Raw genomic sequence first — 13,514 nt, forward strand, 5'->3', positions numbered from 1 at the left:
CCAGCAGGAACATGAGCACAACAGACCCCGTCCCGCAGCGGGGTGAACCGGTCGTCGAACTGGCCGGCATCACCAAGCGATTTCCCGGCGTCGTGGCGAACTCCGACGTCAACCTCACCGTCCGCGCGGGGGAGGTACACGCACTCTGCGGCGAGAACGGCGCGGGCAAGTCCACGCTGATGAAGATCCTCTACGGGATGCAGCAGCCGGACGAGGGCACCATCACGATCAACGGCGAACAGGTGCGCCTGCGCAACCCGCAGGACGCCATCCGTGCCGGAATCGGCATGGTGCACCAGCACTTCATGCTCGCCGACAATCTGACCGTTCGGGAGAACGTGCTGCTCGGCGCGGAGAACCTGCACGGCATCGGCAAGGCCGCCTCGCGCCGGATCGCCGAGCTCGAGGAGCGCACCGGGCTGCGCGCGGACCAGAACCTGCTGGTCGAACGGCTCGGTGTGGCGGACCGGCAGCGGGTCGAGATCGTCAAGGTGCTCTACCGGGGCGCGCGCATCATCATTCTCGACGAGCCGACCGCGGTGCTCGTGCCCCAGGAGGTCGACGCTCTCTTCGAGACGGTGCGCGACATGCAGGAGCAGGGGTTCACGTTCCTGTTCATCTCGCACAAACTCGACGAGGTGCGGGCGATCGCCGACACGGTCACCGTGATCCGCCGTGGGGCAACGGTCGGCACCGCCGACCCCAAGCGGATCAGCTCACGTGAACTCGCCGAGATGATGGTCGGCAGCGAACTCCCCAGCCCGGAGACCCGCGAGTCCACAGTGACCGAGCGCGATGTGCTGCGGGTGCGGGACCTGAAGCTCGCCGCCGAGGACAGCGAACGCGCGGTACTCGACGACATCTCCTTCACCGTGCACGCCGGGGAGATCCTCGGCATCGCCGGTGTCGAGGGCAACGGGCAGACCGAGCTGGTCGAGACGATTATGGGCATGCGCAAGGCGACCTCCGGCGCGATCGAGCTGGTGACCGAAGACGGGGACCGGAACCTGACCAGGCTGGGCACGCTCGCCCGGCGGGAAGCGGGCATCGGTTACATCGCCGAGGACCGGACCCGGCACGGACTGCTGCTGAACCAGCCGTTGTGGGTGAACCGGGTACTCGGCTACCAGACTCGCCGACCGGTCGCAAAAGGACCGTTGATCGATCGCGCGGGCGCGCGCGAGGACACCAGTCGCATCGTCGAGCAGTTCGACGTGCGGACACCGGGTATCGAGGTGCTCGCCGGGGCGCTCTCCGGCGGGAACCAGCAGAAACTCGTGGTCGGCAGGGAGCTCTCCGGAGCCCCCGTGCTACTCATCGCCTCGCACCCCACCCGGGGCGTGGACGTCGGCGCGCAGGCGCTGATCTGGGAGCAGATCCGCACGGCACGGGCGGACGGCCTCGCCGTGCTGCTCATCTCGGCGGACCTGGACGAGCTGATCGGGTTGTCCGACACGATCCGGGTCATGCTGCGCGGCAGACTCGTGGCCGAGGCGGACCCGCGCACGGTCACCCCGCAGGAACTGGGTTCCGCGATGACCGGAGCGTCCACGGACGGCACGGGGGAGGGTGACGGTTCATGAAGTCCTGGCGCACGGCGCTGCTTCCGCCGCTGCTGGCGATCATCTTCGCGCTCCTGCTGTCCTCGATCGCCCTGCTGATCTCCGGTGCGGACCCGCTGCTGGCCTACGGCACGATGCTGAGCCAGCTCACCGAGGGCTCCATCGCCGTCGACACGGTCAATCTGGCCACTGTGTACTACCTGGCCGGGCTGGCGGTCGCCATCGGCTTCCAGATGAACCTCTTCAACATCGGTGTCGAGGGCCAGTACCGGTTCGCCGCGATCATCGCGGCGATCGCCGGTGGAGCGCTGCAACTCCCGCCGGTGCTGCACACCTTCGTGATCATCCTGGTCGCCGCGCTGGCCGGCGCGGCCTACGCGGCGATCCCGGCGATCCTCAAGGTCACCCGAGGGGTCAGCGAGGTCATCTCCACGATCATGCTGAACGCCATCGCGGGCGGGATCATCGCGTTCCTGGTGAACCCGGACCAGTTCGGTGTGCAGACCGGGAACAACGTCAGCACCAGGGAGATCCCGGAAAGCGGCTGGGTTCCCGGCATTCCCTTCGGCAACGCGGGCACGCTTTTCGGGTTCGTGTTCATCGCGGCGCTCGTCGGCTACGCCTACTGGTTCATGCTGAACCGCACCCGGTTCGGCTTCGAACTCAAGGCCAGTGGCGAGTCCACCACCGCCGCGTCGGCAGGCGGTGTCAACGCGAAGAAGATGGTGCTCGCGGCGATGCTGCTCTCCGGTGCGGTCGCGGGTCTGGTGGCACTGCCCGAACTGCTGGGCCGCGACTACAGCTACGGCATCACCTCCACCCAGCAGTACGGTTTCACCGGCATCGCCGTGGCCCTGCTCGGGCGCAACCACCCCGCGGGCATCGCGTTCGGCGCGTTGCTGTGGGCCTATTTGGACAAGTCCGCCGTCTCGCTGGAGGCCATCTCGGTGCCCAAGGAGATCGCCACGATCATCCAGGGCACGATCGTGCTCTCGGTCGTGGTGGCCTACGAGATCGTCAAGCGCGCCGACATCGCCGCCGAGCAGCGGCGAGTGGGCAGGGCGCTGGCCGGCAACGGGCGCAAACCCGCGAGCGTGCGTGACGGAGGTGCGCTGTGACCAACACGGTGATCGAATCCCCCAGCCCGGTCACCGGACCGCCGGGCGGGGAGCCGGCGAGACGACGGATTCCGGGCTGGGCGCGGGGTCTGCTGTGGGCGGTCGCCGCGATCGCGGTGCTCGCCACGGCGTCGTACGCGACGGGCATGGACGTGCTCACGTCGTCCAACACCGCCAACACCGCGCTGCGCCTCGCGCTGCCGATCCTGCTGGCCGGGCTCGGCGGGTTGTGGGCGGAGCGCTCCGGCGTGATCAACATCGGCCTCGAGGGCATGTTGATCCTCGGCACCTGGGGTGCGGCCTGGGGCGCCTACTTCGGTGGCAGCGTCTGGACCGGTCTCGCCGCGGCGATCCTGTTCGGCGGGCTCGGCGGGCTGCTGCACGCCGTCGCCACGGTGACCTTCGGGGTCAACCACATCGTCTCCGGTGTGGCGATCAACCTGCTCGGACTCGGCGTCACCAAGTATCTGGCGAGCCTGATCTTCGAGCCCATCTCCGGCAACCCGAGACAGTCACCGGTCGTGCCGAAGTACGACACCTACTCGGCCACCTTCCTCTCCGACTGGCTCGGGGACATCGAGGCCATGCAGCGGGTGTTCATCTCCGACGCCGCGGGCCTGATCCGCGGCCTGATCACCCAGGTCACCCCGCTGGCGGTGCTGGCACTGCTGCTGGTGCCGGTGAGCTACCTGATCCTGTGGCGCACCAGGTTCGGGCTGCGGCTGCGCTCCTGCGGCGAGAACCCCGTCGCGGCGGAGTCGCTCGGCGTCAACGTCTACCTGCACAAGTACGTGGCGCTGGCGATCTCCGGTGGACTGGCCGGGATGGGCGGGGCCTCACTGGTACTGCTGCCCGGCGGCGCGGACTACCTGGAGAACCAGACCAACGGCAGGGGGTTCATCGGCCTCGCGGCGATGATCTTCGGCAACTGGCGGCCGGGCGGTCTGCTCGGTGGTGCCGCGCTGTTCGGCTACGCCGACGGCCTGCAACTCTCCGGTGGTGGCGAGGCGGTGATCTCGCTGCTGTACGGGGTGGTGATCCTGCTGATCGTGCTCGTGGTGCTGCAGCTGTTCCGGAAGCAGTGGCTGTCCGCGCTGCTGGCCGCCGCCGGCGCCGGGGTCCTGTACTACATCTACTGGTCCAACGACGCGCTGCCGCGTGACCTGATCCCCTACACCCCGCACTTCGTCACGCTGATCGTGCTGGCCGTGTCGGCGCAGAAGCTCCGGCCGCCCAGGGCGATCGGGCGGCGGTACCGGCGCGGTGAGGGGGACTAGGCATGTCTGACACAGTCGTCGACTGGGAGGCGCTGCGGGCCAGCGCGGTCCGGGCGGCGCAGCTCGCCTACGCGCCGTACTCGGGACTGCTGGTCGGCGTCGCCGGGATCATGGACGACGGCCGCGAGGTACTCGGCTGCAACGTGGAGAACGCCTCGTACGGGGTTGGCCTGTGCGCGGAGTGCACCATGGCGGGGCAGGCCCGGCTCAGCGGCGGGGGACGGCTCGTCGCCGTAGCTTGCCGCAGCGGTGCGGGTGAGCTGCTGATGCCGTGCGGGCGGTGCAGACAGATCCTGTTCGAACTGGGCGGCGGCAGCTGTTTGGTGGACACCCCGCGCGGTGTACTGCCGATGACCGAGGTCCTGCCCGATGCCTTCGGCCCCGAGGACCTCCCCGGCTGACGGCGCGGTTGCCAACAGACACTGCGAATGGAAGGAGCACCCGTGGCTCAGGAGCCCTTCGCGGCGGTGGACGTCATCCGCGCCAAGCGGGACGGTGACAGGCTCAGCGACGAGCAGATCAGCTGGGTCGTGGATGCCTACACCCGCGGTGCCGTCGCCGAGGAGCAGATGTCCGCGCTCGCGATGGCGATCTTCCTGCGTGGCATGGACACCGCCGAGATCGCCAGGTGGACCGGCGCGATGATCGATTCCGGCGAGCGGCTCTCGCTCGCCGTCTCCCGGCCGACCGTGGACAAGCACTCCACCGGCGGCGTCGGGGACAAGATCACCCTGCCGTTGGCCCCGCTGGTCGCCGCCTGCGGCGCGGCCGTGCCCCAACTGTCCGGCCGGGGGCTCGGGCACACCGGTGGCACGCTGGACAAGCTGGAGGCCATTCCCGGCTGGCGAGCCGCGCTCAGCACGGCCGAGATCACCCGGCAGCTCACCGACGTCGGCGCGGTCGTCTGCGCGGCGACCCCGTCGCTGGCGCCCGCCGACCGCAAGCTGTACGCCCTGCGTGACGTCACGGCGACCGTGGAGTCGATCCCGCTGATCGCCAGCTCGATCATGAGCAAGAAGATCGCCGAGGGGTCGGCCGGGCTGGTGCTCGACGTCAAGGCGGGCAGCGGCGCGTTCATGAAAACCAGGGCCCAGGCCCGCGAACTGGCACGCACCCTGGTGGAGATCGGCACGGCGCACGGCGTCGCCACCACCGCGCTGCTCACGGACATGAGCGTGCCGCTGGGCAGTGCCGTCGGAAACGCCGTCGAGGTGGCCGAGGCCGTCGAGGTGCTTCGTGGCGGCGGCCCCGCCGACGTCGTGGAGCTGACCCTCGCACTGGCCAGGGAGATGCTGGCACTGGCCGGGATCGACACCGACCCCGCCGCCGCGCTCGCGGACGGCCGGGCATACGAGACCTGGTGCCGGATGATCCGCGCGCAGGACGGCGACCCGGACGCGCCGCTGCCGAAGCCACGGCACGTGCACGTCGTCGAGGCCGAGCGGACGGGCACGCTGACGAAACTGGACGCCTACGCCGTCGGTGTGGCCGCATGGCGGCTCGGCGCCGGACGCAGCCGCAAGGAGGATCCGGTGCAGCTCGCGGCCGGGGTGCGCTGCCTGGTCAAGCCGGGTGCGCGGGTGGAGGCGGGTCAGCCACTGCTGGAGCTGCACACCGACACCCCGGACGCGGTCCCCACGGCGCTGGAGTCGCTGCGCGGTGGCGTCGTGGTGGCCGAGCCGGAACACAGCGATGCCCCCGCACCGGGCGGGGGCATCGTGTTCGAGACCGTGCGCGGCTGAGGCGTGCCGTCAGCCGCGGGTCGCCTCAGCTGTCGCTGTCCTCGGCGGAGTCGCCGCTGCCGTTCTTCGCCTTGTCCGTGACGGCCTTGGGCGAACGGCCGTTCCGGGCGCGACGCGGCTGCCTCGGTGCGGGCGGTGCCGGAACGGGCTGCGGCGCGGGGCCGCCACCGAGCATCAACTCGGCGAAGGTCGCCATCGCCTCGTCGAGCTGCCCACCGATGCGCCGCTCGGACTCCTCGGCGCTCTTCTTCACCACGGAGGTGACCGAGTCGGTGTCCGGGCGGGCGGAGATGGTGGTCTCGACCTTGGACAGGCCGGACTTGACCGAGCCGTTCAGGTCGCCGATCTGAGTGGTGACACCGTCTTCGACCTTGTCGAGGCGGTTGCCCAGCTCGTCGAGCCTGTTGGTGACCTGCTCGAGCCGCTCGGTGAGCCCGTCGAGCCTGCTCGCCGGGTCCACCATGTCGCCGGTCTCGGTGACCGTGGTGCGCAGCGCCTCGGTACCGGCCTCGATCCGCTCACGCGTGGCGGTGTCGAGTGCGTCGATCCGGTCCTTGGTGGCGTCGGCGACGGTGTCGATCCGGTCGCGCAGGGCGGCCTCGGAGTTCTCGATGCGCTCGCGCACCGGGCCGTGCACCGACGCGGGCAGCGCGTCGAGCTTGTCGTCCTGCTTGTCCAGGTGACCGCCCAGCTCGTCGAGCCTGCGGTGGATGTTCTGGAGCTTGTCCTCGAGGCCGTCCATCCGGCCCACGACGCCCTCGAAGCGCGCGCCGACTCCGTCGAGCCTGCCGTCGAGCTGGGCGAACGGCTTCGCCAGCTTGTCGACGATGGCCTCCACCGAACGGGCGACCGCGGCGATGGCGTTGTCCTGCGCCTCAAGGCGGGACATGGCCTCGTCGAGGCGTTCGGCCAGGACGCCGACCTCGGTGCGGTCGGGCAGCTCGGACAGCCGCTTGCGCACCGCGCCGAGCGAGTCGACCGGCGAGAGCCGGGCGTAGATGTCGTCGAGGGCGTCGAAGATCTGCTGCTGCTCGCTCTCCCGGACCTCGGCCGCGCGCACCAGCATGTTGCGCATCCGGTCGAAGGACGGGGCTGCAAGGTGGTTGTCAGTGGTCACTGCGGTGTCCTTCATCGGCGGGGAAAAGGATGGGACGTGGGCGGCAGCTTATCTAGTGTCGAATTGCTGTGAGTATCGCCCCCACGTAAATGAGAATGACGTGCGCAACTCCGTTGGCCGAATGGTAGCCGGGTCGCCACCAGCTCAGGGTTAAGTTCAGGCTGAGAGTGCCGCCGCGTAGGTGATAACACCACCGCCGTTCGGCCCAGCTGTCCAGGTCGTTTACCGGATTGTCTCCGAGTGTTCGAGGTGTTCGACGGCCGGTAGCGCGCCGGTACTGTTCGCAGTATGCCAGTCGTTGACCTCCCCACGCTCGAATCCATTCGCCGAGTTCCCAAGGTGCTCCTGCACGACCATCTGGACGGCGGGCTGCGGCCCCGGACCGTGGTCGAACTGGCCGAGAGCACCGGTTACCAGGGACTTCCGACCACCGACGTCGACGAGCTCGGCCGCTGGTTCACCGCGGCCGCCGACTCCGGTTCGCTCGAGTCGTACCTGGAGACCTTCGCGCACACCTGCGGTGTCATGCAGACCGAGGAGGCGCTGGTCAGGGTGGCCGCGGAGTGCGCGGAGGACCTGGCTGACGACGGCGTGGTCTATGCGGAGGTCCGGTACGCGCCGGAACTGTTCGTGGAGCGCGGTTTGTCACTCGATACGGTGATCGAGGCCGTGCAGGCGGGGTTTGCCGAGGGTGAGCGCCGAGCCGCGGAGCGGGGCAGGCGGATTCGCATGGTCACGCTGCTCTGCGCGATGCGCCAGCACGCGAGGGCGCACGAGATCGCCGAACTCGCCGTCCGTTATCGAGACTCCGGCGTCGGCGGTTTCGACATCGCCGGACCGGAAGCCGGCTTTCCTCCCACCCGCAATCTGGACGCATTCGAATATCTCCGTACCAGTAATGCGCATTTCACCATTCATGCGGGAGAGGCGTTCGGACTCGCCTCTATTTGGGAGGCGATTCAGCATTGTGGAGCCGAGCGCCTCGGCCACGGAGTCCGGATCGTGGACGACATCACCGAAGACGCGGACGGCCTCCACCTGGGACGGCTGGCCGCGTACATCCGCGACACCCGGATCCCGCTCGAGGTGTGCCCTTCATCGAATGTGCAGACCGGTGCGGCGCGGTCGATCGCCGAGCACCCGATCGGCCTGCTCGCCAAATTGCGTTTCCGGGTCACCGTCAACACGGACAACAGGTTGATGAGCGGCTGCACCGTCTCCTCGGAGTTCGCCGCGCTGGTGGACGCATTCGGATACGGCTGGGCGGACATCCAGTGGTTCACGATCAACGCGATGAAGTCCGCGTTCCTCGATTTCGACCAGCGTCTGGCCTTGATCAACAACGTGATCAAGCCCGGTTACGCCGAGTTACTCCGCTGACCTCTCCTTCCCTCGCGAGTGGGAGCTTGTCGACGACTTCCCCCGCCGTCCGGCACGGGAAGTCGTCGGCGAATTCCGGCTTGTGATGGTTAGCGTGGCGAAGTAATGTTCAGGATGTAGGAAGAGATTCCTGAATGTTGGGATAAAGCCATGGTCGTCGAGCAACGGGCAGCACCTCGCCGCTGGCTGATCCTCGGCCTCGGCCTCGCTGCCCAGACGGCCAGCTGCACATTCCTCTACGGGATCCCGTTCCTCGTGCCCGCCATGCGCGCCGCGGAGGGCCTGTCGCTGGCGCAGGCGGGCACGATCGTCGCGGCGCCCAGCATCGGCCTGCTCTTCACACTCATCGCCTGGGGTGCGGCGGCCGACCGTTTCGGGGAGCGGCTGGTGATGGCGTTGGGGCTCGGTGCCTCGGCGTTGTTGTTGCTCTCCGCGGGCGCGGGCAGGCACTCACTCGGCACGCTGTTCATCCTGTTCCTGCTCGCGGGTGCGGCCACCGCCTCCGTCAACGCCGCGAGCGGCCGGGTGGTGATGGGCTGGTTCAGCGTGCGGGAGCGTGGGCTGGCGATGGGCATCCGGCAGACGGCTCAGCCGCTCGGGGTCGGCGTCGCCGCACTCACCCTCCCGCCACTGGCCGAGGCCTGGGGATTCCGGGCGGCGATGCTGTTTCCCGCCGGGTTCGCGCTCGTCACCGCGATCCTGGTGCTGCTGTTGGTGGTGGATCCGCCCCGCCCCGCGCGGGCTGCGCCGACGCCGGACAGCCCGGTGCGGGGGACTTCGCCGTACCGGACTCCCACGTTGTGGCGGGTACACGGGGCGAGTGCACTGCTGGTGGTGCCGCAGTTCGCCGTCTCGGCCTTCGCGCCGGTGTACCTCGTGGCGATGCACGGCTGGAGCCCGCTCGCCGCGGGCTGGTTCCTGGCCGTGGTCCAGGTGCTCGGCGCGGTGGGCAGGCTGGGGGCGGGGTACTGGTCGGATCGGGTGGGCAGCAGGTTGCGGCCGATGCGCCTGCTGGCCATGGCGAGTGCGGCGGTGATGCTGCTGGTCGCACTCGGCGACGCGAGCTGGCCCTGGCTGGTGCTGCTGGCGTTGGTGCTCGCCGCGGTGATCACGGTCAGCGACAACGTGCTGGGCTTCACGGCGTCCGCCGAGCTGGCCGGCTTGGCGTGGTCAGGACGCGCGATGGGGGCGCAGAACACCGCGCAGAACGTCGCGGCGTCGCTGACCCCGCCGATGCTGGGGCTCGTGATCGGCGACTCCCGCTACGCGCTCGCCTTCGCCCTCACCGCGGTCTTCCCACTACTGGCCATCGGCCTGGTCCCGGTTCGCGCCGAGACCGCGCCGCGGTAGCGCCGAAGAACAGTTCAGTGCGCGTTGAGGCGGTCCTCGAACGACTCGACCAGCTTGCGCCAGGCGCTCTGCTCGGCGTCGAAAGGAGCGCTCGGCGCCAGCCGGTTCGGCTCGGGGCGCAGGACGAACGACACCATCCAGCCGAGGCTCTCCGACTTCGCCAGCGCGGTGGCGACGCTGTCGTCACCGGCCCAGTCGGCCGCGTCGGTGAGCAGTTCCACCGCCAGTTCGAGCTGGGTCGGGTCGATCGCGTCCACGCCTTCGGCGATGTCGGCGTCCAGCCCGGTCAGTACGTAGGTGTTCTCGGTGTCGACGTCGATCTCCAGCTCACCCGCGGTCGCGGCGTCACGGACCCTGCTCCAGGTGGAGACCTCGGCGAGGTCGGTGTCGCCGAATTTCGCGCTGTCGGCGAGACCACGCGCCAGTGCCCGCTCCGAGGTGAACACGTCGATCTCGCCGCCGGAACCGAGGAAGATCGGCTCGTCGTCGAGGTAGCAGCGCAGGGTGTAGTACTCCTGGTCGCTGGTGACGATCTTGATCGGGTCGATGCCGACCTCGGCCCAGAACCCGGTCGGCTCGTCCTCGGCTGTGGTGTCCTCGGTGTCGTCGGTGTCCACGGCGTCCAGGTCGTCGTTCTCGTTGTCCACACCGGCTTCGGCCTCGGCCGACTCCTCGTGGAACGCCGCGAGCTCCTCGGCCGTCGCCTCCAGCGTGGCCGCGTCCACCGAGGGGACGGTGACCAACTGGTCGATGGCGTCGAGCACCGTGTCCCACTTCTCCGAGACAGCGGCGGAAAGGTCGTTCCACAGCCGCTGGCCCTCGCGGCCGGTGAACGGCAGCCGTCCCTGCTCCAGCAGCGAGAAACCCTCGTAGGCGTCGAGCACCTCGTGGACCTCGTCCAGCTCGCACACGTCCGCCAGCGAACGGACGATGCCGACGATCTCGGCGAGTTCGCCGATGGTCCAGGAGTCCGGCTCGTCGGCGACCATCTCGGGCACGCCGACCAGGTCGTAGGAGTGGTCGTCGTCGGGGATCAGCTCCGGCACGTTCAGCGCGGGAACGATCTCCCATGCCGGATGGTCGATCAGGTCGTGCTGCTCGGCCGTGCGCACGAACGCGGCCAGATGCGCGGCGTCCGGGAAGGCGTAGAGGTCCTCGTCGTCGCCGAGGAACGCTTCCCACTCCTCGCCGTCCTCCCGCCACCGCGGGGCCCACAGGGTCACCAGGTCACCCTGTGGCAGCCCGAGTTCGATCGGGATGATGTCCTGTGCCATTACGACCCTCCGGAATAACCGCCTGTGTGCACGCGGGCAGGAGTGTCCTCCCCGGCCGGTGCGCGCCTGCGGGCAGCCTACGGGTTTCCGGCCGAAGCCGCGATCACCCCTGGTGCTTCACGGCCGGGATGGCACCATCTAGGGCACCATGAATCCCAACCTCGTCAGTCTCGCCGACGCCGTGCCCGCAGATCCCGACCCCGACTCGCTGTTCGAGGCGTTCTCCTCCTGGGCCGCCGAGCGCGGCATCGAGCTGTACCCGGCGCAGGAGGAAGCGCTGATCGAGGTGGTCTCCGGGGCCAATGTCATTCTCTCCACACCCACCGGCTCGGGCAAGAGCCTCGTCGCGGTCGGCGCGCACTTCGCCGCGTTGGCCCACGGCAGGCGCAGCTTCTACACCGCGCCGATCAAGGCGCTGGTTTCGGAGAAGTTCTTCTCCCTGATCGAGATATTCGGGGCGGACAACGTCGGCATGATGACCGGCGACTCCAGCGTCAACGCCGACGCCCCGATCATCTGCTGCACCGCCGAGATCCTGGCGAACATGGCCCTGCGGTTCGGTCCGGAGGAGGGCAGGGACGTGGTCGGCCAGGTCGTGGCCGACGAGTTCCACTTCTACTCCGAGCCCGACCGCGGCTGGGCGTGGCAGGTGCCGCTGCTGGAACTGCCGCACGCGCAGTTCGTGCTGATGTCCGCGACGCTCGGCGACGTCTCCTTCTTCGAGAAGGACCTGACCAGGCGCACCGAACGCTCGACGGCCGTGGTGACCTCGGCCCAGCGGCCGGTCCCGCTGACCTTCCGCTACGCGCTGACGCCGATGCACGAGACCATCTCCGAGCTGCTGCACGGCGGGCAGGCACCGATCTACATCGTGCACTTCTCCCAGGCCGCCGCGATCGAGCGCGCGCAGACGCTGATGAGCATCAACCCGTCCAGCAGGGCCGACAAGGACGCGATCGCCGAGGCCATTGGCGAATTCCGGTTCTCCGCGGGCTTCGGCAAGACCCTGTCCCGCCTCGTGCGTCACGGTGTCGGCGTGCACCACGCCGGGATGCTGCCGAAGTACCGCAGGCTGATCGAGCAGCTCGCACAGGCCGGGCTGCTGAAGGTCATCTGCGGCACCGACACCCTCGGCGTCGGTATCAACGTCCCCATTCGCACGGTGCTCTTCTCTGCGCTGACGAAGTACGACGGCGTCCGCCAGCGCCACCTCAAGGCACGCGAGTTCCACCAGATCGCGGGCAGGGCGGGCCGTGCGGGCTACGACACCGACGGCTATGTCGTGGTGCAGGCGCCGGATCACGTCGTGGAGAACGCGAAGGCGCTGGAGAAGGCGGGCGACGACCCGAAGAAGCGGCGCAAGATCGTTCGCAAGAAGGCTCCGGAAGGGTTCGTCAACTGGACCGAGAGCACGTTCGACCGGCTCGTCGCAGCTGAGCCGGAACCGCTCACCTCCAGCTTTCAGGTCAGCCACTCGATGCTGCTCAACGTCATCTCGCGGCCGGGCAACGCCTACGAGTCGATGAAGCACCTGCTGGAGGACAACCACGAGCCGCGCCCCGCGCAGCGCAGGCATATCCTGCGGGCGATCGCGATCTACCGGGCGCTGCTCGCCGCGGGCATCGTGGAGCAACTGTCCGAACCGGACGAACAGGGTCGCTATGTCCGGCTTACGGTCGACCTGCAGTTCGACTTCGCGCTGAACCAGCCGCTGTCGCCGTTCGCGCTGGCCGCGATAGACCTGCTGGACACGGAGTCCCCCAGTTATCCGCTCGATGTTGTTTCCATTGTGGAATCTACTGTGGATAACCCACGGCCGGTGCTCTCGCAGCAACAGTTCAAGGCACGCGGTGAAGCCGTCGCGGAGATGAAGACCCAGGGCATCGAGTACGACGAGCGGATGGAACTGCTCGAGAACATCACGTACCCGAAGCCCCTCGAGGAGTTGCTGCACGCCGCATACGAGACCTACCGGCAGGGCCATCCCTGGGTCGCGGACTACGAGCTGTCACCGAAGTCGGTCGTGCGGGACATGTACGAGCGGGCGATGAACTTCGTCGAGTACGTGGGCTTCTACTCACTCGCGCGGTCCGAGGGACTGGTGCTGCGATACCTGGCCAACACCTACGACGCGCTGCGGCACACCGTGCCCGACGAGGCGAAGACCGAGCCGCTGCAGGATCTCATCGAGTGGCTGGGTGAACTGGTGCGTCAGGTGGACTCGAGCCTGCTGGACGAGTGGGAGGCGTTGCGGCACCCCGACGAGCACGTCGAGGGCGAGGTGCGTCCACCGGTGCCGGAGGGGCCGCCGCCGGTCACGCGCAACGAGCGGGCGTTCCGGGTGCTGGTGCGCAACCAGCTGTTCCGGCGGGTGGAGCTGGCGGCGCGGCGGGCATACGAGGAGCTCGGCGAGCTGGACGCCGGGTCCGGCTGGAACGCCGACGCCTGGGCGGACGCGCTGGCGGACTACTACGACCAGCACGACGAGATCGGCATCGGCCCGGACGCCCGTGGGCCCGCGTTGCTGCTGATCGAGCGGGAGCCGGAGTTGTGGCGGGTCCGGCAGATCTTCGACGACCCCGCGGGTGACCACGACTGGGGGATCAGCGCCGAGGTCGACCTCGCCGCCTCCGACGAAGCCGGTGCCGCCGTCGTCCACGTAACCCGGGTGGACCAGCTCTAGATCCCGCACTT

10 protein-coding genes are annotated in these 13,514 nt (G+C 68.9%); 8 read left to right on the forward strand and 2 right to left on the reverse strand.

Annotation, left to right across the window (positions count from 1 at the left end):
* The first annotated feature begins 11 nt into the window (after positions 1 to 11).
* From BM199_RS15510 to BM199_RS15530, 5 genes are read left to right on the forward strand one after another with little or no spacing between them, the layout of a single operon-like run.
* Positions 12 to 1,583, forward strand: coding sequence for an ABC transporter ATP-binding protein (locus tag BM199_RS15510; RefSeq protein WP_091673911.1), 1,572 nt, complete (start codon positions 12 to 14; stop codon positions 1,581 to 1,583).
* Positions 1,580 to 2,680, forward strand: a complete 1,101-nt coding sequence (locus tag BM199_RS15515) for an ABC transporter permease (protein ID WP_091673912.1) — start codon at positions 1,580 to 1,582, stop codon at positions 2,678 to 2,680. Before BM199_RS15510 ends, BM199_RS15515 begins: the two co-directional genes overlap by 4 nt.
* An 8-nt stretch (positions 2,681 to 2,688) precedes the next feature.
* Positions 2,689 to 3,957 (forward strand): ABC transporter permease, encoded by a 1,269-nt coding sequence (locus BM199_RS15520; RefSeq protein WP_091674016.1) that lies wholly within the window; start codon positions 2,689 to 2,691, stop codon positions 3,955 to 3,957.
* A 2-nt stretch (positions 3,958 to 3,959) separates the two neighbouring features.
* The gene (locus BM199_RS15525) at positions 3,960 to 4,358 is read left to right on the forward strand and encodes a cytidine deaminase (protein ID WP_091673913.1); all 399 of its coding nucleotides are present in this window, start codon (positions 3,960 to 3,962) and stop codon (positions 4,356 to 4,358) included.
* A 27-nt stretch (positions 4,359 to 4,385) separates the two neighbouring features.
* Positions 4,386 to 5,699, forward strand: a complete 1,314-nt coding sequence (locus BM199_RS15530; RefSeq protein WP_091673914.1) for a thymidine phosphorylase — start codon at positions 4,386 to 4,388, stop codon at positions 5,697 to 5,699.
* Positions 5,700 to 5,724: 25 nt separating this feature from the next.
* Here the strand turns inward: BM199_RS15530 and BM199_RS15535 are convergent, their stop codons facing one another.
* Positions 5,725 to 6,816 (reverse strand): PA containing protein, encoded by a 1,092-nt coding sequence (locus tag BM199_RS15535; protein WP_091673915.1) that lies wholly within the window; start codon positions 6,814 to 6,816, stop codon positions 5,725 to 5,727.
* Positions 6,817 to 7,104: 288 nt separating this feature from the next.
* Between BM199_RS15535 and BM199_RS15540 the strand changes: the two genes are divergently transcribed.
* The gene (locus tag BM199_RS15540) at positions 7,105 to 8,196 is read left to right on the forward strand and encodes an adenosine deaminase (RefSeq protein ID WP_091673916.1); all 1,092 of its coding nucleotides are present in this window, start codon (positions 7,105 to 7,107) and stop codon (positions 8,194 to 8,196) included.
* Positions 8,197 to 8,346: 150 nt separating this feature from the next.
* Positions 8,347 to 9,546, forward strand: coding sequence for an MFS transporter (locus BM199_RS15545; protein WP_091673917.1), 1,200 nt, complete (start codon positions 8,347 to 8,349; stop codon positions 9,544 to 9,546).
* 14 nt (positions 9,547 to 9,560) lie between these two features.
* Here the strand turns inward: BM199_RS15545 and BM199_RS15550 are convergent, their stop codons facing one another.
* Positions 9,561 to 10,820, reverse strand: coding sequence for a primosomal protein (locus BM199_RS15550; RefSeq protein ID WP_091673918.1), 1,260 nt, complete (start codon positions 10,818 to 10,820; stop codon positions 9,561 to 9,563).
* Between the two features lie 148 nt (positions 10,821 to 10,968).
* Between BM199_RS15550 and BM199_RS15555 the strand changes: the two genes are divergently transcribed.
* A complete protein-coding gene (locus BM199_RS15555; RefSeq protein WP_091673919.1) occupies positions 10,969 to 13,503 on the forward strand; it encodes a DEAD/DEAH box helicase in 2,535 nt (844 codons plus the stop codon).
* Positions 13,504 to 13,514 lie beyond the last annotated feature (11 nt).

This window comes from Amycolatopsis marina (assembly GCF_900111885.1).
Taxonomy (GTDB): Bacteria; Actinomycetota; Actinomycetes; order Mycobacteriales; family Pseudonocardiaceae; genus Amycolatopsis; species Amycolatopsis marina.

Coding starts and splice junctions, on each gene's coding strand:
- BM199_RS15545 (WP_091673917.1), top strand. CDS start 8,347: ATGGTCGTCGAGCAACGGGCAGCACCTCGCCGCTGGCTGATCCTCGGC.
- BM199_RS15555 (WP_091673919.1), top strand. CDS start 10,969: ATGAATCCCAACCTCGTCAGTCTCGCCGACGCCGTGCCCGCAGATCCC.
- BM199_RS15510 (WP_091673911.1), top strand. CDS start 12: ATGAGCACAACAGACCCCGTCCCGCAGCGGGGTGAACCGGTCGTCGAA.
- BM199_RS15515 (WP_091673912.1), top strand. CDS start 1,580: ATGAAGTCCTGGCGCACGGCGCTGCTTCCGCCGCTGCTGGCGATCATC.
- BM199_RS15525 (WP_091673913.1), top strand. CDS start 3,960: ATGTCTGACACAGTCGTCGACTGGGAGGCGCTGCGGGCCAGCGCGGTC.
- BM199_RS15550 (WP_091673918.1), bottom strand. CDS start 10,820: ATGGCACAGGACATCATCCCGATCGAACTCGGGCTGCCACAGGGTGAC.
- BM199_RS15530 (WP_091673914.1), top strand. CDS start 4,386: ATGGAAGGAGCACCCGTGGCTCAGGAGCCCTTCGCGGCGGTGGACGTC.
- BM199_RS15540 (WP_091673916.1), top strand. CDS start 7,105: ATGCCAGTCGTTGACCTCCCCACGCTCGAATCCATTCGCCGAGTTCCC.